This is a genomic window from Arthrobacter sp. PTI12 (assembly GCF_056679915.1).
In genome coordinates, this window is record NZ_CM155256.1 from 2,033,724 (window position 1) to 2,056,334 (window position 22,611).

14 protein-coding genes and 1 tRNA gene are annotated in these 22,611 nt (G+C 63.7%); 11 read left to right on the forward strand and 4 right to left on the reverse strand.

Going from position 1 to position 22,611, the window contains the following annotated elements; all coding sequences use genetic code 11:
- Positions 1–121 precede the first annotated feature (121 nt).
- From gltB to pyk, 3 genes are read left to right on the forward strand one after another with little or no spacing between them, the layout of a single operon-like run.
- Positions 122–4,717, forward strand: a complete 4,596-nt coding sequence (gltB, locus tag AC1MBU_RS09805; RefSeq protein WP_479787114.1) for a glutamate synthase large subunit — start codon at positions 122–124, stop codon at positions 4,715–4,717.
- Positions 4,710–6,167: a glutamate synthase subunit beta gene (locus AC1MBU_RS09810; RefSeq protein WP_277357206.1), complete on the forward strand. Its 1,458-nt coding sequence runs from the start codon at positions 4,710–4,712 to the stop codon at positions 6,165–6,167. Before gltB ends, AC1MBU_RS09810 begins: the two co-directional genes overlap by 8 nt.
- Before the next feature lie 58 nt (positions 6,168–6,225).
- Positions 6,226–7,719 carry a pyruvate kinase gene (gene pyk, locus AC1MBU_RS09815; RefSeq protein WP_277357205.1) on the forward strand — a complete coding sequence of 498 codons (1,494 nt, stop codon included), beginning with the start codon at positions 6,226–6,228 and terminating at the stop codon, positions 7,717–7,719.
- A gap of 86 nt (positions 7,720–7,805) precedes the next feature.
- On the opposite strand, the gene AC1MBU_RS09820 is transcribed toward pyk, so the two are convergent.
- Positions 7,806–8,408: an ANTAR domain-containing response regulator gene (locus AC1MBU_RS09820; RefSeq protein WP_056547505.1), complete on the reverse strand. Its 603-nt coding sequence runs from the start codon at positions 8,406–8,408 to the stop codon at positions 7,806–7,808.
- A 167-nt stretch (positions 8,409–8,575) separates the two neighbouring features.
- Here AC1MBU_RS09820 and AC1MBU_RS09825 point away from each other — a divergent pair.
- Together AC1MBU_RS09825 and AC1MBU_RS09830 are read left to right on the forward strand one after the other, a co-directional pair.
- Positions 8,576–8,657, forward strand: a tRNA-Leu gene (locus AC1MBU_RS09825).
- Between the two features lie 71 nt (positions 8,658–8,728).
- Entirely contained in the window at positions 8,729–9,364 is a 636-nt protein-coding gene (locus AC1MBU_RS09830) for a LysE family translocator (protein WP_346028300.1), read from the forward strand.
- Between the two features lie 8 nt (positions 9,365–9,372).
- On the opposite strand, the gene AC1MBU_RS09835 is transcribed toward AC1MBU_RS09830, so the two are convergent.
- On the reverse strand, positions 9,373–9,867 hold the full coding sequence (locus AC1MBU_RS09835; protein WP_056547511.1) for a PaaI family thioesterase: 495 nt from the start codon (positions 9,865–9,867) through the stop codon (positions 9,373–9,375).
- A gap of 163 nt (positions 9,868–10,030) precedes the next feature.
- Between AC1MBU_RS09835 and polA the strand changes: the two genes are divergently transcribed.
- The 3 genes from polA to rpsA all read left to right on the forward strand — a co-directional run bounded on the left by polA (position 10,031) and on the right by rpsA (position 15,790).
- Positions 10,031–12,664, forward strand: coding sequence for a DNA polymerase I (gene polA, locus AC1MBU_RS09840; RefSeq protein WP_479789760.1), 2,634 nt, complete (start codon positions 10,031–10,033; stop codon positions 12,662–12,664).
- Positions 12,665–12,721: 57 nt separating this feature from the next.
- Entirely contained in the window at positions 12,722–14,035 is a 1,314-nt protein-coding gene (locus tag AC1MBU_RS09845; RefSeq protein ID WP_471673492.1) for a GNAT family N-acetyltransferase, read from the forward strand.
- A 273-nt stretch (positions 14,036–14,308) separates the two neighbouring features.
- Positions 14,309–15,790: a 30S ribosomal protein S1 gene (rpsA, locus tag AC1MBU_RS09850; protein ID WP_056547515.1), complete on the forward strand. Its 1,482-nt coding sequence runs from the start codon at positions 14,309–14,311 to the stop codon at positions 15,788–15,790.
- A gap of 88 nt (positions 15,791–15,878) precedes the next feature.
- Here rpsA and AC1MBU_RS09855 read toward each other — a convergent pair whose 3' ends face one another.
- Together AC1MBU_RS09855 and AC1MBU_RS09860 are read right to left on the reverse strand one after the other, a co-directional pair.
- Positions 15,879–17,003, reverse strand: coding sequence for a class I SAM-dependent methyltransferase (locus AC1MBU_RS09855; protein WP_479787118.1), 1,125 nt, complete (start codon positions 17,001–17,003; stop codon positions 15,879–15,881).
- Positions 16,996–17,160, reverse strand: a complete 165-nt coding sequence (locus AC1MBU_RS09860; RefSeq protein WP_277357200.1) for a hypothetical protein — start codon at positions 17,158–17,160, stop codon at positions 16,996–16,998. Before AC1MBU_RS09860 ends, AC1MBU_RS09855 begins: the two co-directional genes overlap by 8 nt.
- Before the next feature lie 257 nt (positions 17,161–17,417).
- Here AC1MBU_RS09860 and coaE point away from each other — a divergent pair, with 257 nt between their 5' ends.
- The 3 genes from coaE to AC1MBU_RS09875 all read left to right on the forward strand — a co-directional run bounded on the left by coaE (position 17,418) and on the right by AC1MBU_RS09875 (position 22,568).
- The gene (gene coaE, locus AC1MBU_RS09865; protein ID WP_479787120.1) at positions 17,418–18,638 is read left to right on the forward strand and encodes a dephospho-CoA kinase; all 1,221 of its coding nucleotides are present in this window, start codon (positions 17,418–17,420) and stop codon (positions 18,636–18,638) included.
- 75 nt (positions 18,639–18,713) lie between these two features.
- Positions 18,714–20,801: an excinuclease ABC subunit UvrB gene (uvrB, locus tag AC1MBU_RS09870; RefSeq protein ID WP_056547518.1), complete on the forward strand. Its 2,088-nt coding sequence runs from the start codon at positions 18,714–18,716 to the stop codon at positions 20,799–20,801.
- Between the two features lie 3 nt (positions 20,802–20,804).
- On the forward strand, positions 20,805–22,568 hold the full coding sequence (locus tag AC1MBU_RS09875; protein ID WP_479787122.1) for a hypothetical protein: 1,764 nt from the start codon (positions 20,805–20,807) through the stop codon (positions 22,566–22,568).
- Positions 22,569–22,611: the final 43 nt, after the last annotated feature.

The window sequence follows — 22,611 nt, forward strand, 5'->3', positions numbered from 1 at the left end:
GTGAGGCGTGCCGGTTCTACAATGTGCACAAGGAAATGAAGCGCTTCCCTGCAGGGGAAGGCACGCCCGGGGCCGAAGCTGTCCCCTCCCGACGCTCCATCATGGGGGAAGGACTCTATCTATGACTGCACCCATCACTGGTTTGCCTCCGAAGGCGACCCACAGCGAATCGCCGTTCACGCGGTTCGCGTCATACCCGAACGCATCCGGACTTTACAACCCGGAAAACGAGAAGGACGCCTGCGGTCTGGCCGTCATTGCCACGCTCCGCGGGGAGCCGGGCCACGACATCGTTGATGCAGCGCTCACCGCCCTGCGCAACCTCGAACATCGCGGCGCCGTAGGGGCTGACGAGGGAACGGGCGACGGCGCGGGCCTCCTCACCCAGGTTCCTGACGAATTCTTCCGCGCGGTCGTTGACTTCGAGCTTCCCGCCGCCGGTACCTACGCCGTCGGCACCGCCTTCCTTCCAGCCGAGGCCGGCGAAGAGGCAACTGCCCGTGCCGGGATCGAGAGCCTTGCCGAGTCCGAAGGCCTTTTGGTTCTCGGTTGGCGAGAGGTTCCCATCACCGTTGACCTCGTCGGATCCATGGCCAGGGCCTGCATGCCGCACTTCGTGCAGTTGTTCATCGCACCCGTTGCCGGCACAGCCCAGGATCTTGATGCCAGGGCCTTCCGTCTGCGCAAGCGCGCCCAGAACAAGTACGGCGTGTATTTTCCCTCGCTGTCGTCCAGGACCATGGTCTACAAGGGAATGCTGACCACGGCGCAACTCGAGCCTTTCTACCCGGACCTGTCAGACCCGCGCTTCAAAACCAAGCTCGGCATTGTCCACTCGCGCTTTTCTACGAACACCTTTCCTTCGTGGCCGCTGGCGCAGCCCTTCCGCGCCATTGCGCACAACGGGGAAATCAACACCGTCAAGGGCAACCGGAACTGGATGCGTGCGCGGCAATCGCAGCTTGCCAACCCCCTGTTGGGCGATTCGCCCGAGGAACTGTTCCCCATTTGCACCCCGGGCGCCTCAGACTCCGCGTCCTTCGATGAGGTAGCGGAACTGCTGACCCTGGCCGGACGCCCCATCACGCACGCAATCATGATGATGATTCCGGAGGCGTGGGAAAACCACACGTCCATGGACCCGGCCCGGCGCGCCTTCTACCAGTACCACTCGATGCTCATGGAGCCCTGGGACGGCCCGGCAGCGGTTTCCTTCACGGACGGACGGCTTGTCGGGGCGGTGCTGGACCGCAACGGCCTTCGCCCCGCCCGGTATTGGGTGATGGAAGACGGTCTTGTCGTCCTTGCCTCCGAAGTCGGCGTCATCGACGTCAAACCCTCCAAGATCGTGCGCAAGGGGCGCGTATCACCCGGCAAGATGTTCCTCGTTGACACGGAGGACGGCCGCATCATTGAGGACCAGGAGGTCAAAGCCGAGGTCGCAGCGGCCAACCCGTGGGGCGAGTGGGTGAAGGAAAACCTGATCGACCTGAAGGACCTGCCTGAGCGCGAGCACGTTGTACACACCAAGGCTTCGATCAACCGCCGGCAGCGTACCTTCGGCTACACGCAGGAGGAACTGCGCATCCTGCTCGGACCCATGGCGAAGGCTGGTGCGGAGCCGCTGGGCGCAATGGGTTCGGACACGCCGATCGCTGTCCTGTCCAAGCGGCCGCGCCTTCTGTTCGACTACTTTGTGCAGTCCTTCGCGCAGGTCACCAACCCGCCGCTGGATGCGATCCGCGAGGAACTGGTCACCTCAATGGGCGTGACCATCGGGCCGGACGGAAACCTGCTCTCCGCCAGGCAGGTGCGCTCCAAACAGATCGCGCTGACCTTTCCGGTCATCAACAATGATGAGCTGGCGAAGATCGCCAACCTTGAATCCGACGACGGCGACCGCCTCACGGTCCGCGTGCGCGGTCTGTACAGGGTCGACGGCGGCGAAGCATCCCTGCGCGCCCGGCTTGCGGAAATCTGTGAGCAGGTTTCCAGCGCAATCAACCGCGGCATCCAATATGTGGTGCTCTCGGACCGCGACTCCAACGCGCAGTGGGCTCCGATCCCGTCGCTGCTGCTGACCAGCGCCGTTCACCACCACCTGCTGAAGAGCGCCACGCGGACCAAGACGTCCCTGGTAGTCGAAGCCGGCGACGTTCGGGAAGTGCACCATGTTGCGGTGCTCATCGGTTACGGTGCGTCCGCCATCAACCCCTACCTCGCCATGGAAAGCTGCGAGGAACTCGTCCGCAATGGGGACATCACCGGCGTCACCGCGGAGCAGGCTGTCGCGAACCTGATCAAGGGCCTCGGCAAGGGCGTGCTGAAGATCATGTCCAAGATGGGTATCTCCACCGTCAGCTCCTACTGCGGCGCGCAGACCTTCGAAGCCCTCGGGCTCGCGCAGGAGTTGGTGGACGAATACTTCCACGGCACGCAGACGCAGTTGGGCGGCGTCGGGCTGGACGTGGTTGCTGCCGAGGCAGCGGCGCGTCACGAGTTCGCGTACCCGCAGGACGGGATCGAAGACCCGTACCGCAGCCTGGACAGTGGCGGCGAATACCAGTGGCGCCGGGAAGGCCCGCCGCACCTGTTCAATCCCGAAACGGTGTTCCGACTGCAGCACGCCACGCGTGAACGCCGCTACGACATTTTCAAGTCGTACACCAAGGGTGTTGACGACCAGTCCCGCGAGCTGATGACCCTGCGCGGCCTGCTCGGTTTCAAAGAAGGGCTGCGGCCGCCGGTACCGCTCGATGAAGTAGAGCCGGTATCGAGCATCGTCAAGCGTTTCTCCACCGGCGCCATGAGCTACGGGTCCATCTCCCAGGAGGCCCACGAGACGCTTGCCATCGCCATGAACCGCCTGGGCGCAAAGTCCAACACCGGTGAAGGCGGCGAGGACGTGGAGCGGCTGCTGGATCCTGAGCGTCGCTCGGCGATCAAGCAGGTTGCATCGGGACGGTTCGGCGTCACCAGCCTCTACCTGACCAACGCCGACGACATCCAGATCAAGATGGCGCAGGGAGCCAAGCCCGGCGAGGGCGGCCAGCTGATGAGCCAGAAGGTCTATCCGTGGGTTGCCCGGACGAGGCACTCCACACCCGGGGTCGCGTTGATCTCACCGCCCCCGCATCACGACATCTACTCGATCGAGGATCTCGCGCAGCTGATCTATGACCTGAAGCGCGCCAACACCTCAGCGCGGGTCCACGTGAAGCTGGTTTCAGAGGTCGGGATCGGCACAGTGGCTGCCGGCGTCACAAAGGCGAAGGCCGACGTCGTACTCATTTCCGGGCATGATGGCGGAACGGGTGCCAGCCCGCTCAACTCGCTGAAGCATGCGGGCGTCCCCTGGGAGCTCGGCGTGGCTGAGACTCAGCAGACGCTGATGCTCAACGGCCTGCGCGAGCGCGTGGTGGTCCAGGTTGACGGGCAGCTCAAGACCGGTCGTGACGTCCTGATCGCAGCGTTGCTCGGCGGCGAGGAGTTCGGTTTCGCAACCGCACCGCTCGTGGTTTCGGGCTGCATCATGATGCGCGTGTGCCATCTGGACACCTGCCCGGTAGGCGTGGCAACGCAGAATCCGGAACTGCGAAGCCGCTTCACCGGCAAGCCGGAGTTCGTGGTGAACTTCTTCGAGTTCATCGCCGAGGAAGTCCGCGAACTGCTCGCCGAACTCGGTTTCAGGACGGTGGCTGAGGCGATCGGCCACAATGAAGTGCTTGACGTTCAGCGTGCCGTTCGGCACTGGAAGGCCGACGGGCTGGATCTCGATCCCATCCTGCGCGGAAACGAATTCGGTGAGGATGCACCGCGCCGGAATCTGATCGTGCAGAACCACGAGCTGGACCAGCACTTCGACAACAAGCTGATTGATATGAGCAGCGACGCGCTGAACCACCGCGCGCCGGTGCGCATCACACTCGACGTTGTCAACACCGACCGCTCGGTCGGCACCATGCTGGGCTACGAGGTCACCCGCCGGTTCGGTACGGAGACCCTCGCAACGGACACCATCGATGTCACGCTGACCGGCCAGGCGGGCCAGTCACTTGGAGCCTTCCTTCCGGCCGGCATCACCTTGCGGCTGCTGGGCGACTCGAATGACTACGTCGGCAAGGGCCTGTCCGGCGGGCGCATCATTGTGCGTCCGGATCGCGCGAACGTCTTTGCGGCGGAACGCAATGTTATTGCAGGGAACGTCATCGGCTACGGCGCGACAAGCGGCGAGATCTTCCTCCGCGGCCAGGTGGGGGAGCGTTTCCTGGTGCGCAACTCCGGCGCCACAGCCGTTGTCGAGGGAATCGGCGACCACGGATGCGAGTACATGACCGGTGGGCAGACACTGATCCTTGGGCGCACCGGGCGGAACTTCGGCGCCGGTATGTCCGGAGGCACCGCCTACGTCCTCGACCTCGATGAATCCCGCCTGAATGTGCAGGCGCTGAACAGCGGCGAACTGAAGCTGGAGGAACTGGACGCCGAGGATATCGAGATTGTCCGCCAGTTGCTGCTCCGTCACCAGGAGGAGACCGGGTCGCCTCTCGCAGCGAAGCTGCTTGAGGATTTCGAGAGCACCGTGCCCCGCCTGACCAAGGTGCTGCCGCGTGACTTCGCACGTGTCCTCGACGCCCGCGCCGCTGCCATCGAAGAGGGGCTCGACCCCGACGGGGAAGAGGTCTGGAACAGAATTTTGGAGGTTACCGGTGGCTGACCCACGCGGATTCATGAAGGTACGCGAGCGGCAGACGCAGCCGCGCAGGCCCGTTCCGGTCCGGATCATGGACTGGAAGGAAGTGTATGAGGCCCAGGAAAAGGGTGTGCTGAAGAGCCAGGCCGGCCGGTGCATGGACTGCGGCATCCCGTTCTGTCACCAGGGCTGCCCGCTGGGGAACCTCATTCCGGAGTGGAATGACCTGATGTGGCGGGACAAGGGCCGCGAGGCAATCGACCGGTTGCACGCCACCAACAATTTCCCGGAGTTCACCGGACGGCTGTGCCCCGCTCCCTGTGAGGCGTCCTGCGTTCTCGGGATCAACCAGCCTCCGGTCACGATCAAGCAGGTCGAGGTTTCGATCATCGACGAGGCGTTCGACAACGATTGGGTCCACCCCCACCCGCCGGAGCGGCTGACGGGCAAGACCATCGCCGTCGTCGGCTCGGGCCCGGCGGGCCTTGCCGCAGCGCAGCAGCTCACCCGGGCGGGGCACACAGTCGCGGTCTACGAGCGCGATGATCGCATCGGCGGTCTCCTGCGCTACGGGATCCCGGACTTCAAGATGGAGAAGATCCAGCTCGACCGGCGACTTGACCAGATGAAGGCCGAGGGGACGCGCTTCCGGGCGGGTGTCGAGGTAGGCCGTGACATCAGTTGGGACCAGCTGCGCCGCCGCTATGACGCCGTCGTAATCTCAACCGGTGCAACGGTACCGCGCGATCTGCCGATTCCCGGCCGCGATCTTGACGGCGTGCATTTCGCCATGGAGTACCTCGTTGAATCGAACCGGGTTGTCGCGGGGGAGGAAATCGAGGACCAGATTCATGCCGAGGGCAAGCACGTCGTCATTCTCGGCGGCGGTGACACCGGCGCCGACTGCATCGGCACCGCTCACCGGCATAAGGCAGCCTCGGTCACCACTCTGGCAATCGGGCAGCAGCCGCCGATTGAGCGCATGGCCAACCAGCCCTGGCCTACTTTCCCCACGTTGTTCGAGGTAGCAAGCGCGCACGAGGAGGGCGGTGAGCGTACCTATCTGGCGTCAACGGTCGAATTTGTCGGTGAGAACGGCAAGCTCACCGCCGTGCGTGTCGCCGAAACCGAATTCAGCAACGGGAAGAGGCTCCCGAAGCCCGGAAGCGAGCGGGATATCCCCGCGGACCTGGTGTTCCTCGCACTGGGGTTCACGGGCCCGGAACCTGCCGGAATCGCTGACCAGCTCGACGCGGCTTTTGACGGGCGCGGTAACGTTGAGCGCGATGGGTACTACATGACCAACACGCCTGGAATCTTCGTTGCAGGCGATGCGGGACGCGGACAATCCCTCATCGTCTGGGCTATCGCTGAGGGGCGTGCGTGCGCGGCTGCGGTTGATCAGTGGCTGATGGGCCAGACCAAGCTGCCCGCGCCGGTAGCACCGACAGACCGCGCGCTCAACGTCCTGTAGTTCCCAGGACGCCTAGAGCGCACAGCAATCCACGAACACGACACGACAGGCAAGGTTTATGAGACGCGCAAAGATAGTGGCCACCTTCGGCCCGGCAATCGCGAGCTATGAGAACACCCTCGCAGTACTTGAGGCCGGGGTGGATGTCGCCCGTATGAACATGAGTCACGGTGACCACACCGTGCACAACCAGACCTACGAATTTGTACGGAAGGCGGCTGAGGAACTCGGCCGCCCCGTTGGAATTTTCGCGGATCTGCAGGGCCCTAAGATCCGGCTGGGCCGCTTCGTTGACGGACCCCACGTGCTGCTTCCGGGTGACACGTTCACCATCACCACCGAGGACGTCGAGGGCACCGCCGAGATCTGCTCGACCACCCACAAGGGACTGCCGCAGGACGTCAACGTCGGCGACACCCTGCTGATCGACGACGGCAAGGTAGCGATGGTCGCCGTTGCGGTCGACGACACCAAGGTAACCGCCGAGGTCACCGTGGGCGGCGCAGTCTCCAACAACAAGGGCATCAACCTGCCCGGTGTGGCAGTCAATGTTCCGGCGTTGAGCGACAAGGACGAGGAAGACCTCCGTTGGGCGATCCAGCGTGGCGTCGACATGGTGGCGCTGTCCTTCGTACGGAATGCAGCCGACGTCGACCGCGTCCACGAGATCATGGATGAGGAGGGCCGGCGCGTTCCGGTCATCGCCAAAATCGAGAAGCCGCAGGCTGTCGACGCGATAGAAGAGATCATCGATGCCTTCGACGCCATCATGGTGGCGCGAGGCGATCTCGGTGTGGAGCTGCCGCTTCAGGACGTCCCCATTGTGCAGAAGCGAGCCGTTGAGCTCGCCCGCCGCTGGGCCAAGCCGGTCATCGTCGCCACCCAGGTGCTCGAGTCAATGATCGACAATCCCCGTCCTACCCGCGCCGAAGCTTCGGACTGCGCCAATGCAGTGCTCGACGGCGCTGACGCGGTCATGCTGTCCGGAGAGACCAGCGTTGGAAAGTACCCGATCGAGACGGTGCGCACCATGGCGGACATCATCGAGTCCACCGAGAAGCATGGACTTGACCGCGTACCCCCGCTGGGCAGCAAGCCCAAGACCCGCGGTGGCGCCATTACGCGCGCAGCCGTGGAAATCGCCGACCAGCTGGATGCGAAGTACATCTGTACCTTCACCCAGTCAGGCGACTCCGCACGCCGCCTGTCCCGCCTTCGCCCGACGAAGCCTGTCTTCGCCTTCACTCCGTCGCAGTCAACTCTCAACACGATGTCGCTGATCTGGGGTGTGCAGCCGATGCTCGTTGAGTACGCGGAACACACCGACCAGATGACCGCCCAGGTGGACCGGGTGCTTTTCGAGCAGAAGCTGGTGGACCTGAATGACCTCGTGGTCATCGCTGCCGGGTCGCCTCCCGGCCAGTCCGGCTCAACGAACTCCATCAAGGTTCACAAGGTCGGCGACATCGCGGACGCTGGACAATTGCCTGACCACTACTCGCCCAGCAAGGAGAAGGTCGGTCCCTGGCCGGTCAAGAACAAGCACAAGTAACTCTCTGCCCAGGAACTGAATCCGGCACAGACTGAAGAAGGGACCTTGCCTCAGCGGCAAGGTCCCTTCTCTGCGTTGTGGAGAGCCTAATTGACCTGGTTGATGATGGTTTCTGCAACTTCACGCATGCTCAGACGGCGGTCCATGGACGTCTTCTGGATCCAGCGGAAGGCCTCAGGCTCGGTAAGCCCCATCTTCGTGGTGAGCAGGCTCTTTGCGCGCTCGACAAGCTTGCGCGTGGCGAACTGCTCCTGGAGGTCGGAGACCTCGTTCTCCAGGGCCTTGATTTCCTCGTGGCGGGAGAGAGCGATTTCGATAGCAGGAACCAGATCAGCAGGCGTGAAGGGCTTGACCACGTAGGCCATTGCGCCGGCGTCACGGGCGCGCTCCACGAGCTCCTTCTGGCTGAAGGCAGTCAGAAGGACTACCGGCGCTATGCGGGCCTTCACGATCTGCTCAGCGGCGGTGATTCCGTCCATGACCGGCATCTTCACATCCATCAGCACAAGGTCCGGCTTATGTTCCTTGGCCAGCTCAACGGCCTTCTCGCCGTTATCCGCCTCGGCGACAACGTCATAGCCCTCGCCGCGCAGGATCTCCACGATGTCGAGGCGTATGAGGGTTTCGTCCTCAGCGACAATCACGCGCCGCGCCGGGCTCGAGTTAGCTGAGTCGCGGTTTTGAGACACTGGTGGCTCCTAGGTATGCGTTCAATGATTCTGCGTTTTCCGAGTGCAGCAGCGCAGCCGAAAAGGCACGGTGCACCGGTTCACTGGAACAGCCTATCGGCATGTAGAGTAGATTCGCGCACCCGGGGGTTCATGAGTCATGGAACTCACGTTGGGTGCATTGAACGGCCCGAATGGCGGAATTGGCAGACGCGCTGCACTCAAAATGCAGTATCGAAAGGTGTGTGGGTTCGAGTCCCACTTCGGGCACCGCCGGGTTAAAAATGTCGTTCTTCCGACTCATTGCGGTATCACGGCGCCACATGCTTTCTAATGGAGACATGTCGATGTCCTCCTACCTGGCGTTTTGCGGATTGTGCGTGGTGCTGGCTGTGACGCCCGGCCCTGATAGCTTCCTCATTCTTCGCTTCAGTCTCCGGAAGCTGTCCTCCGGTGTCGCCGCTTCCTTCGGCTCCGCCGTCGGCTACCTTGCCTGGGCCGGTTTGGTCGCCGTCGGTCTTGCGGCCCTCATCGAACAGTCAGCGGTCGCGTTTCGGGGGCTGAAAGTGCTCGGCGGCATCTACCTTGTTTATCTGGGAATCAAAGCCATCCGGGGAGACGGGAAGAAATCTTCGGCTGTCGTTCCGGACGGCGCGGAGATGGCAGGTGCGCGGGCCTGGAGTTCGTGTGCAGCCGGGCTGACCTCCACAATGCTGAATCCGAAGGTGGGACTGTTCTTCCTCGCCGTGGTGCCGCAGTTCCTCCCCAAGGACGGTTCAGTCTTCGCTGTCACCATGCTGCTTGGGGCAACCCTCGGACTCATCGTGCTGGTCTATCTGGCAGGTCTGTGCCTCGTTGCGGCCAAGGCAAACGCCTGGCTGAACCGGCCGCGCGTCACCCGGAATCTGGAGATTTCATCCGGGGGCGTCCTCGGGGTGCTGGGCATCGGAACCGCCGCGTCCGCAGCCTACGCCTGAGCGCCGCTTCACCCGTTTGGCTGGCGCACGTCCCTGATCAGATTGGTGATACGGGCAGTGGAAAGCCGCTTCCCCTCCTCATCCGTCATAACCACCTCATGCGTAGCAAGGGTGCGTCCCAGGTGGATGGCGACGGCGGTGCCGGTGACCAGCCCGGCAGAGGCGGACCGGTGGTGCGTGGCGCCGATTTCGATGCCGACTGCCTGCCGGTCTGGCCCGGCATGGATTCCTGCTGCGAAGGAGCCGAGCGTTTCGGCCAGGACGAGGTGCGCCCCGCCATGCAGGATGCCCGCTACCTGCTGATTTCCCTCGACAGGCATGGTGGCGACCATCCGCTCCGCACTCATCTCCTGGAAAACAATGCCCATCTTGGCAGCGAGCCGGCCAATGCCATGTCCCCGCAGCCAGTCGTGCATGTGCGTCGGCACGCCGGCGGCAGTAAGTTCCTCGAGGAACGGGTGGGAGCGCTCGGGTCCTGCGTCCGGAGTGAATTTGTCATCCATGGGAACTAGGCTGGCACCTGTGAGCCAAACAAACCAAACCGTCCAGACTGACGAGCGCACCGGCGTGCAGGGCAGCGTGCAACCAGATGTCGGGACCGGCGCCGCGCCGGCTGCCGTCAATACGCTGGAGCGATCCCGCCTGCTGGTCGTTGACGGCCATTCCATGGCTTTCCGGGCGTTCTACGCGCTGCCTGCCGAGAACTTTTCCACGGACACCGGCCAGCACACCAACGCGGTGTACGGGTTCACTGCCATGCTGATCAATCTGTTGCGCGACCAGGAGCCCACGCACGTAGCCGTTGCCTTCGACCTCGACACGCCAACCTTTCGGGATACCGAATACTCCGAGTACAAGGGCGGACGTTCGCGGACGCCGGAGGAGTTCCACGGCCAGATTGACCTCATCATCAAAGTGCTTGAGACCATGCGCATTCCCACGCTCTCCATGGAAGGCTTCGAGGCTGATGACGTCCTGGCCACTCTGGCAGTCGGCGCGGCCGAGCGGGGCTGGGATGTTCAGGTAGTCAGCGGGGACCGCGATGTTTTCCAGCTGGTGAATGACCGCGTCACGGTCCTGTACCCCAAGCAGGGCGTTACCAACATCCCGCAGATGGATGCCAAGGCCGTGGAGGAGAAGTACTTCGTTCCCCCTCACCTGTACTCGGATCTCGCTGCGCTCGTGGGGGAGACGGCGGACAACCTCCCCGGCGTTCCGGGAGTAGGCCCGAAGACAGCCGCCAAGTGGATCCTGAAGTATGGCGGCCTCGAGGGCATCATCGAGAACCTCGACGCCATCGGAGGCAAGGTAGGCGATGCGCTCCGCGAGAACATCGAGAACGTCAAGCGCAACCGGCGTCTGAACCGCCTCCTGACAGATCTGGAACTCCCTGTCGATCTGCAGGCCACGGCCGCTCAGCGGCCTGACCGTGATGCCGTCGAGGATCTGTTCGACGCGCTGCAGTTCAATGTGCTCAGGAAGCGTCTGTTCGATCTCTTCGGAGAGGAAGAGCCGGACATCGCCAGGGATGATATGGCACCGCCGGAGCACCAGATCATCACAGCGGCCGCTGAACTGACCGGGTGGTTCAACGGAACCAATCAGGCAACAGCGGCAGTGCAGGTTGTCACGCGGTCCACGAGCGGGGGAGAGGAAGCTATCGGGGTGGCGCTCGTGACGGCGTCGGCAGCCGTGTACGTTCCGTTCGAGGAACTGGGTGCTGACGCGGAGCACGTCATCGCGCAGTGGCTCCAGGACCTGGATGCACCCAAGGTGGTCCATGATTTCAAAGCGGCTTACAAGCTGCTCCATGCCCGCGGTTTCACCCTTGCGGGTGAGGTCGATGACACTGCGATTTCCGGATACCTCATCCAGCCCGACCGACGAAGCTACGAACTCGCTGACCTCAGCCAGGTCCATCTGAAGCTCACCCTCCCGACGGCGGCAGCTGCCGCCGGCGGTCAGCAGGCGCTGGCGCTTGAGGAAGAGGACGTCGCCACTCCTGCCGTTGCCGCTGCCTACGCCGCTCTCGAGCTGAGCAGGCATTTCGCGGGCCAGCTGGTGGAGCGCGGAGCCAACCAATTGCTCGCGGGACTGGAACTGCCCCTGTCCGAGGTACTGGCCCGGATGGAGCTCACGGGAATCAGCGTCGCGGTGGACGGACTGGACCGCCTTTACGACGACTTCTCTGCAACCATGGCGAACACCAGCGCCGAAGCCTTCAAAATCATCGGCAAGGAAATCAATCTCGGTTCTCCCAAGCAGCTCCAGGCTGTGCTGTTCGACGAGCTTGCGCTGCCGAAGACGAAGAAGATCAAGACCGGATACTCCACGGACGCAGATGCCCTGACGGATCTGATCGTCAAGACGGGACACCCTTTCCTGGAGCAGCTGCTCGCGCACCGCGACGCCTCGAAGCTCCGCCAGACGGTGGAGGGACTACGCAAATCGGTGGCGGACGACGGTCGTATCCACACCACGTACGTTCAGACGATCGCCGCCACCGGGCGCCTTTCCTCCATGAATCCGAACCTGCAGAACATTCCGATCCGCTCCGATGAGGGTCGGAGAATTCGGGAGGCGTTCGTGGTGGGCCCGGGCTACGAGTCCCTGATGACCGCCGATTATTCGCAGATCGAAATGCGGATCATGGCGCACCTCTCCGGTGATGAGGGCCTGATCGAGGCATTCAACGAGGGGGAGGACCTGCACCGCTTCGTCGGTTCGCACATCTTCCACGTGGCTCCGGAGGACGTCACCAACGCCATGCGCTCGAAGGTCAAAGCCATGTCCTACGGGCTGGTGTACGGCTTGAGCTCCTTCGGCCTCTCGAAGCAGCTGGCCATTTCTGTGGACGAGGCGCGCACCTTGATGGGCGACTACTTCGATAGGTTTGGGGCTGTGAGGGACTACCTGCGCGGAATCGTCGAGCAGGCGCGGAAGGACGGTTTCACCTCCACCATCGAGGGCAGGCGGCGCTATCTGCCGGACCTTTCGAGCGACAACCGGCAGCTGCGGGAGATGGCAGAGCGCGCAGCATTGAACGCACCGATCCAGGGATCAGCAGCGGACATCATCAAGAAGGCTATGCTCGGCGTCGAGAATGAACTGCGGTCCCGGGGGCTCACCTCCCGGATGCTGCTCCAGGTACACGATGAACTGGTGCTCGAAATCGCTCCCGGCGAGCGGGATGAAGTTGAGCAGCTGGTCCGTGCTGAAATGGCCGGTGCGGCGGACCTATCCGTTCCGCTCGACGTCTCGGTCGGCACCGGTACGAGCTGGCACGAAGCTGCCCATTAGGCGCAGGGGCTAGCCAGGCATGGTTCGTCAGGGCGCGGACGGTTAGGGTGGATTCTCGTGAGCACGCAAACGCAGACCGACTCCGCAGTACCCCGTATCGAGACCTTCTCCGTGGACGCGGACACCGACACCTCTCCTGACGGCGCACTTGCCGCCTGGTTCGAGGGTGTGAGCTTCGGCTTCCACGAGGGGCGGCTCGAGGCTGAGGACCTGCCGAAACTCGCCGAGGCGCACGCGGCGGACGGGCGAGTCCTCTGGGGTGCGTACGACGACAACCCCGGCCCTCACGCCTGGAACCCGCGCATTCCGGTGGCCACCTACGGCACCATGGTGAACTCGCTCAATGTGGGCGGCGGCAAATTCCTTGATGCGCACCTGATTACGGCCGTCACGGTCCGGGCAACCCACCGGCGACGGGGGCTCCTTCGCCGCATGATCACCGAGGACCTGCAGGGAGCGGCAGACCGCGGGCATGCTCTTGCGGCGCTGACCGCATCCGAAGCAACAATTTACGGCCGGTTCGGTTTCGGAACGGCCACCCACACGACCTCGGTAGAGGTGGACGTCCGTGAGCGGTTTGCGGTCACGTCCCCGTCGTACGGCCGGATGGAGGTTGTGGACGCGGACGCCGCCGTCCACCTCACGCAGGAGATATTTGCCGGCTTCCACGCCCGAACGCTCGGATCGATCGGCCGCCAGTACGCGTACGCCCGCCGGTCGTCCGGCCTCTGGGGCGAGGAGCGTCCGCAGCCGGACAAGGCGTTGCGCACCGCTGTCCATTACGACGACGACGGCCGCCCGGACGCTTTCGTCTCCTACTCGTTCGCCGGCTGGGATAAAACGCCCTACACCATGCGCGTGAAGGACCTGGTAGCAGTGTCCGAGGCGGCCTACCTTGAGCTGTGGCGGTATCTCGGGTCCCTTGACCTGATCGAGCGAGTCACCTTCACTATGGCGTCCGTTTCCGACCCGCTTCCGTGGGCCCTGGCGGACCGGCGCTGCCGTGAACTGAAGTCCGACGAAGACGTGCTGTGGCTGCGCATCCTTGATCCGGTGGCTGCCCTCGAAGCAAGGGCGTATGAGCACGACGGTTCGGTGGTGCTCCACGTGCAAGATCCGTTGGGCCATGCGCACGGTGCTTTCCTCTTGGAAGTGAGGGGCGGCAAGGCTGACGTGATGAGGCTTGGCGCTGAAGCCGCCGTTGGCCTCGACATGGATGTCGCAGCGCTCGGATCGCTGTACCTCGGTGGGGTGACCGCATCGACGCTGGCAAGTGCCGGCCGGATCAGGGCCAACTCTGCCGACGTACTGGAGAGTGCGGACCGGTTGTTCGCCCATTCCCGTCAGCCGTACTGCATCACACACTTCTAATTCGAGGGGCGGCAGGTTCGACCGTTGCACCAACTACGAACTGCGCACCGCCGCTGACCGGCGCTTTGACCGGCGTTGTGCCGCAACGCTAGACTGGGTAAGCATGTCCCACGCACGGTGGGTCCCGCATGAGCTTTATCCGATATTTTTATTTTCCATTTGTCCGCATCCGGGCAGGTTCCTCATCACGGTGGGTACATATTTGGTGTGCCTTTCCGCGGGGTTCCGCAAGAGTCCGGATCAACTCATAATCCACAACGGAGCCCCAACTACATGACCATCACCACCACCGAGAAGCCAGGTGCCCCGCAGGTCGCTATCAACGACATCGGCACCGCTGAGGACTTCCTCGCAGCTATTGACGCCACCATCAAGTACTTCAACGACGGAGATCTCGTCGAAGGAACGGTTGTCAAGGTTGACCGCGACGAAGTCCTGCTCGACATCGGTTACAAAACCGAAGGTGTCATCCCTTCCCGCGAGCTTTCCATCAAGCACGATGTCGATCCGGGAGACGTGGTCTCCGTTGGTGACGAGGTTGAAGCGCTTGTCCTCACCAAGGAAGACAAAGAAGGCCGCCTCATCCTCTCCAAGAAGCGTGCGCAGTACGAGCGCGCCTGGGGCGACATCGAGAAGGTCAAGGAAGAAGATGGCGTCGTCACCGGTACGGTCATCGAAGTTGTCAAGGGTGGTCTCATCCTCGACATCGGCCTGCGTGGCTTCCTCCCCGCTTCCCTTGTGGAAATGCGTCGTGTCCGCGACCTCGCTCCGTACATCGGTCAGCAGATCGAAGCCAAGATCATCGAGCTGGACAAGAACCGCAACAATGTTGTGCTGTCCCGCCGTGCCTGGCTTGAGCAGACCCAGTCCGAGGTTCGCTCCACGTTCCTCAACAAGCTGGAAAAGGGCCAGGTTCGTCCAGGCGTCGTGTCCTCCATCGTCAACTTCGGTGCCTTCGTGGACCTGGGCGGCGTAGATGGACTGGTTCACGTTTCCGAGCTGTCCTGGAAGCACATCGACCACCCGTCCGAGGTTGTCGAGGTTGGTCAGGAAGTAACCGTCGAGGTTCTCGAGGTTGACCTGGACCGCGAGCGTGTCTCGCTGTCGCTCAAGGCCACCCAGGAAGATCCGTGGCAGACCTTCGCCCGCACTCACGCGCTGGGCCAGGTTGTTCCGGGTAAGGTCACCAAGCTGGTTCCGTTCGGCGCCTTCGTACGCGTTGAAGACGGCATCGAGGGCCTTGTCCACATCTCCGAGCTGGCTGTCCGCCACGTTGAACTGGCTGAGCAGGTTGTCTCCGTAGGTGATGAGCTGTTCGTCAAGGTCATCGACATCGACCTCGAGCGCCGCCGCATCTCGCTGTCCCTCAAGCAGGCCAACGAGGGCGTCGACGCCGACAGCACCGAATTCGATCCGGCTCTCTACGGCATGGCCGCTGAGTACGACGAAGAGGGCAACTACAAATACCCCGAGGGCTTCGATCCCGAGTCCAACGAGTGGCTTGAAGGCTACGAGACGCAGCGCGCGGCCTGGGAAGCCCAGTACGCTGAGGCTCAGTCCCGCTGGGAGTCCCACAAGAAGCAGGTTGAGCAGCACGCCAACGACGACGCTGCTGCAGCTAACGAGCCTGCAGACTCCGGCACGACCAGCTACTCCTCGGAGCCGGCTCCGGAAACGAATGCGGGCGCCGGCACCGGTACCCTCGCATCCGACGAGGCGCTGGCAGCACTCCGTGAGAAGCTGACCGGAAACTAGGTCCTTTCAACGCAGGAAGCTCCCGCCCATTGGGCGGGAGCTTCCTGCGTTAACCGGACCGTACGGTTAATCGGACCGTACCTCGGAACTAACGTGTACGCGTTGACACGGTGACCGTGAACCGGGGGTCCCGTGCCACCTGCCTGGTTGGGCCCACAAGCCTCTCGAGCGCCTGCCGGTAGTGCAGATGGCTGTTCCACACCGCCCACAGCTCACCGCCCGGTCGCAGTGCGCGCCCTGCCTCCGCGAACAGCTTCAACGCAATTCCCGCATGTACGGTGTGCCCGGAGTGGAATGGCGGATTCAGGACGATGAGTTCGTCTCCAGCGTCGGATCGTCCTGACAACCCATCTTCGCGCACGACGGCGACCTGCCCGCTGACACCGTTGGCCTCGGCTGTGGCTCTGGTGGCGGCAACGGCGGCCGCCGAGGTGTCAGTCGCTGTGACCTGGAGCGCCGGACGGGTGAGCGCAAGATACGCCGCGATAGTGCCGTTCCCGCAGCCGAGGTCCACGGCGGATGCAGCTGGCGGCGCATGATGAAGGTGCTGCAGCAGCAGCCGCGTCCCTGGATCCAGTTTGGCACCGCCGAAGGTGCCTCCGCAGGCCCGCAGCTGCAGCGGCCGGGGGAGGCCGACGTCGTACTCCGCCGTGGTGGGAAAAGGGCAGGCACCGACAGGCAGGGCACCGGTGGCGGTGAGCACGCGGGATTTCTGCCTCGCCAAGCCGGCTGTTACCGCCCCGAAGTATCGGCCGAGTATCTGGTTCATGGCCGGTGTCATGTGCTTCACCCGGCCGCCCGCTAGCACTGTGACGTTGGGCGAGGCAGCGGCCGCGATGTGCCAGGCAATCTCTTCGAGTGCTTCCAGGGAACGTGGCAGCTGCAGCAGAACCAGCGTGGCGCCGTCGAACAGGTCCGGTCCCAGCGCGTGGGAGGCATACTCCCCTGATAAACCGAGGAGGGCGGCGTTAGCGTCCAACGCGCGTTCGCTGGTGATCGGGTCCTGGTGGACGTGTACTTTCCGCGCTCCCCTGTGTTGGGCGCCCAACGTCAGCGCGCCGTGGGTATCACCTACTACCGCGACACCGCCGCTGGCGGGCAGGTGTTCCACCATGGTGTCGAGGAGCAGTCTGTCGGTGGCATCGTAAGCAAAAAGGTTGTCCGCCTCGATATCCGGCCGGCGCCGCAGCTCTGTGAAGGGGAAGTCAGACACAGTCCGCCCACTCCCAGCCGGCAGGTTCCGCAGCCAGCTCTCCCGCGGTGTTCCCCGCCAGCATGCCCTGGAATGCATCCAGCGCTGCGTGGTCGTCCTGCACCGCGACGGTCAGCCCGGTGAACGTCCCTTCATAATCCACCGCCGCAATGATCATGCCTGCTCGCCTCAACTCATTCTCCAACCGGCCTGCAGTCGCGGGCCGTGAATGAGATTCACGACATCAGTTTCGGTCTCCACCCTATGCAGGACTTTGATGAAGCGGGAGCGGCGGATCTCCAACTCATGTCGGTGGTGGCCGGCGATCCTGGTGTAGCGCGCTACCGTTCCCGCCGTCTCACTCACCGTCCAAGTGTAGGCATCCCGGGCGCCGCTGCGCTCCCAATAGCCAACGACGGCGGTAGCCTTAAGTTCATGCTGAGAGTTGGATTGACGGGTGGAATCGCCGCAGGCAAATCTCTGGCAGCGTCGACGCTGCAGGAACTCGGAGCGGTCCTCATTGACGCCGACCAGCTTGCGCGGGCTGTAGTGGAGCCGGGCACGGAGGGTTTGCGGGAGGTTGCGGACGCCTTCGGAAGCGAAGTGCTTCTACCGGACGGCTCGCTGGACCGGCCGGCACTCGGTGCGCGGATCTTCGCCGATCCCGGTGGGCGGGCACGACTGAACGCGATCATCCACCCGCGCGTGCGGCGCGAGGCGGCCAAAGCAGAAGCTGCCGCCCGCGCGGCCGCCGCTGGTGCCGTCGTCGTGCATGACATCCCGCTCCTGGTGGAAACAGGACAGGAGGACAGCTTCCATCTGGTGCTTGTCATTGATGCCCCTCAACAGACGCGCGTGCGCCGCATGATGGAGAACCGCGCGATGACCAAGCAGGAGGCACTGGGACGCGTCGGGGCTCAGGCTGACTCCTCGACGCGCAATGCCGCAGCCGACGTGGTGCTGCACAATGCAGGAAACCCCGCGGACCTGGCCGCTGCGGTCAAGCATTTGTGGGCGAGGCGGATACTTCCTTTCGCCCGCAACATTGACCAGCGGCAGCGGGCAGCACGGCAGGGCGGGCCGGTGCTGGTTCAGGATGGGGACTGGCCCCGGCAGGCCTCACTGCTCATCCGGCGGTTGACGCGGGTGGATCCGCGCGTCCTGGGCGTGGAACACATCGGTTCCACCTCCGTTCCCGGGCTTCCGGCGAAGGACGTTCTGGACCTGCAGCTGACAGTGGCTTCCCTTCACGACGCCGACGGTCTTTCCGACCGTCTGGCTGAAGCGGGGTTTCCACGCCTTCCCGGTATCTGGCAGGACACTCCCACCGCGGAAGTACCGGAACCCGAGAAGTGGCAGAAGCGGCTGCACTGCAACGCTGATCCGGGGCGTCCAGTCAACCTGCACGTCCGTGTGGCGGGTTCACCGGGCTGGGAGTACGCCCTGGCATTCCGCGACTGGCTGCGAACCAATCCGGACATGCTCGCGGCCTACGCGGCCGAGAAGGAACGGTGCGCCGCAATCCACCGCGACGACGCCACCATCGCCGGCTATGCCGCCCGCAAGGAGGATTGGTTCACCACGTTCGCTGCGCCCAGGTTGACCACCTGGAAGAACGACGCCGGCTGGTCGCCCGAGCAGTACCTCCCACGCTGAGCAGTCCGTTCAGCCTCCAGCAAAGAGCACCTCTGCGGACGGTCGTTGTCCGCAGGTGGACGGTAACGTAAGACTATGAGTCTTGCGCAGGAGATCAACCGTGTTGTCGCGCCTTTCGAAGTGATCAGTGAGTACCAGCCGGCCGGCGATCAGCCCACTGCCATCAAGGAACTGTCCGAGCGCATCAATGCCGGCGAGAAGGATGTCGTGCTCCTCGGCGCCACCGGTACCGGCAAGAGTGCAACCACGGCCTGGCTTATCGAGCAGGTGCAGCGGCCCACCCTGGTGATGGTGCAGAACAAGACCCTCGCCGCGCAGCTCGCCAACGAGTTCCGCGAGCTGCTGCCCAACAACGCGGTTGAATATTTTGTTTCCTATTACGACTACTACCAGCCCGAAGCCTACGTTCCGCAGACCGATACCTTCATTGAGAAGGACTCCTCGATCAACGAGGAAGTGGAGCGGCTCCGGCACTCTGCCACCAACGCCCTCCTGACCCGGCGGGACGTAGTGGTGGTGGCGACGGTCTCCTGCATCTACGGCCTCGGGACTCCCGAAGAATATGTTGCCGCCATGGTCACGCTCCGGCGCGGCCAGGAAATGAACCGGGATGACCTGCTGCGCCAGTTCGTCGCAATGCAATACGTGCGCAATGACATGGACTTCCACCGCGGGACCTTCCGGGTGCGCGGAGATACGGTCGAGATCATTCCCATGTACGAGGAGCAGGCAATCCGGATCGAGTTCTTCGGTGACGAGGTGGAGCGCATCTACACGCTGCACCCGCTGACGGGCGAGGTCATCCGGGAGGAGACGGAGATGTACGTCTTCCCGGCCTCGCATTATGTGGCCGGACCGGAACGGATGGGCCGGGCAATCACCAGGATCGAGGATGAACTGCGGGAACGCCTTCAGGAGCTGGAATCGCAGAACAAACTCGTCGAGGCTCAGCGGCTGCGCATGCGCACCACCTATGACCTCGAGATGATGCAGCAGATGGGATTCTGCAACGGCATCGAGAACTACTCACGCCACATCGACGGCCGGATCGGCGGCACCGCACCACACTGCCTGCTTGACTATTTCCCAGACGACTTCCTGCTGGTCGTGGACGAGTCCCACGTGACCATCCCGCAGATCGGTGCCATGTATGAGGGAGATATGTCCCGTAAACGCACGCTGGTGGATCATGGTTTCCGCCTGCCGTCCGCCATGGACAACCGGCCGCTGAAATGGGATGAGTTCCTGGAGCGGATCGGCCAGACCGTCTACCTGTCGGCTACGCCCGGAAAATATGAGCTCAGCAAGTCAGACGGCTACGTCCAGCAGATCATCCGGCCCACCGGCCTGGTGGACCCGGAAGTCATCATCAAGCCCAGCAAGGGGCAGATCGACGACTTGCTCGGAGAAATCCAGATCCGGGTGGAGCGGAACGAGCGCGTCCTGGTCACCACGCTGACCAAGCGGATGGCGGAAGACCTCACCGGTTATCTGCTTGAGCACGGAGTAAAGGTCGAGTACCTGCACTCCGATGTCGACACCCTGCGCCGCGTGGAGCTCCTGCGTGAGCTCCGGATGGGCACTTTCGACGTGCTGGTCGGTATCAACCTGTTGCGGGAAGGCCTGGACCTTCCGGAGGTCTCCCTGGTAAGCATCCTCGATGCAGACAAGGAGGGCTTCCTCCGCAGTTCGACATCGCTGATCCAGACCATTGGCCGTGCTGCCCGTAACGTGTCCGGCGAGGTGCACATGTATGCGGACAGGATCACCGATTCGATGGCCAAGGCAATCGAGGAAACCAACCGCCGTCGTGAAATTCAGGTGGCCTACAACACCAAGCATGGCGTGGATCCGCAACCGTTGCGCAAGCGCATCGCGGACATCACGGACACCATTGCCCGCGAAGACGCCGATACCCGTGCGCTGCTGGAGAAGACGGCGAAGTCCGCCAAGGGCAAGGGGAAGGGCAAGGGTTCAGCGATCCGGCATGACGGTCTGGCCGCGGTCCCCGCAGAGGACCTTACAGACCTGATTAGCCAGCTCACCGCCCAAATGCATGCCGCGGCAGAAGAGCTCCAGTTTGAGCTCGCAGCGCGTTTGCGTGATGAGGTAGGAGACCTCAAGAAGGAGCTGCGGCAGATGCAGTCAGCCGGGCACGCCTGATCCATGCCGGAACAGGGCGGCGCCGGCAGTGGGTCATTTACTGAGATCCGGGTCCACGGCATCGGGGATCATGAGTACTACACCAGTCTCGGGCTGCCCGTTCAGAAGCCGCTGAATGCGTGGGTCCAGGTTGCCACGCCTCCGCTGCCGAACCACCGGCTGCGCATCGTCAACTGGTCGCGTTCCCGCAGGAAACAAGCAGGCTTCCTGTGGTATCTCGCGTTCCCTTTCACGATGGCGAACGTGGCCGGACGGATGGAACCGGCCGGCGCCGGTGCTGCGCGGGCCGCACTTCTGCGAACACTCGTCGGGGTAATCGCAGTAATTCTCACCTTGTCGCAGCTTGCCTGGCTGATCGTGCTCGGCGAGACCGTCCTGCGCTACGTGAGCCTTCCGCCGCCTACGCTGCGAGCGGTCCCGCTAATCGCTGCCTGCCTGCTCACCGCGTGGTTGACGTACCGGTACCGGACCGTGGTGATGGCGCAGTCTGAGCAACATCGCCGCCAATTACTGCCGCTGGCTCATGCGGCAGTCGTGGTCTGCAGCGGTGTCCTGCTGAGCGTCGCGCCGCCGGCCCAGCTTCTCCACCGGGGATGGCCCTCCACCCCCATACCGGGGGGTGCCTCGCGGCTCGACGCGATGGCCCTGTGGATAGCACTCAGTATCGCCATCGGGTTTCTCGTGGCTCTGGTGCTGGCCATCCGCAGCAACGCCGGTATTCACAACGGCAGCAGTCCCAACGCCCCGCTTGCTGCTGCGGGCGTCCTGCTTGCCGTGTCCCTACCCCTCATGCACGCGGTCACTGCGCTTGTCCGCATGCTCCTCGACAACCTGCTCGGCTACATCACCGGCCTGTTTGGCCGGGTTCGTGTGCCCCAACCGCATTCCGGCATCCTGCTTTCCTACGACAATCCGGTCGATCCCGGGGACAGCCGACTCGATCTCTTCCCGTTCCTCGCGCTTATCGCCGCGGCGGCTGCGCTGGTGGCTACCGCCGTCGTGCTGGCCATGGAGCGGGGGCTGGGGCTGCCGCCGGTGACCCGCGGCAAGGCCGCGCGCGGGCGCTGGTGGCATGATGTCTGTGCAGCGGCACCGCGACTGCTGCCCCGGATCCTCCCGTTCGCCGTGGTACTGGCACTGATGACGATGACGACGGCGGTTGCCCTCGGCGAGGGCAGGCTCGGCGGCCCGTGGCTGGCTCTGGCCATCCTGCTGCTGCAGATCGCCGGGGCGGTGGTGGTGCTGGTGGTCTTGCTCGGGCAGCTCCGGACCCTGCGGGAGGTACTGGGCAAGATTGCCGACGTCGCAGGCTTCTGGCCCGTCCGCGACCACCCGCTGGCGGGATCGTCCTACCGGGACGCGGCCGTTGCAGGTATCGCCGAACTGACGAACCGCCACTCCGGGGGCGAGGTGGTGCTCGTGGCGCACAGCCAAGGATCGGTGCTCTGCGCGTGGCTCGTAGCCCGCTTACGGATGGCGGAAGCGCATCCGCACCTCGTCACGTCCGGCTCGCCCATCGGGTCCGTGTACGCAGCGTTCTTCCCTCGTACCTTTTCACCGGAACTGCTCGCCGACGTTGCGGACGGCACACGGACCTGGACCAATTTCTGGCGGGATACCGACCCGGTCGGGTTTCCCATTCCGCACGCCGTCAACCGTGAACTGCCGGACCCGCGCGCCGATGGAATCGTACGCAGCCACAGTGACTACTGGACCGAGCCGGGGATTGTGGCGCACGTTGCGGCCTTGGCCGCGCACCATCCCTGAGCCGCTCCACGTTCCCCTTCCGTTCCGAACGCGGGTACGATGG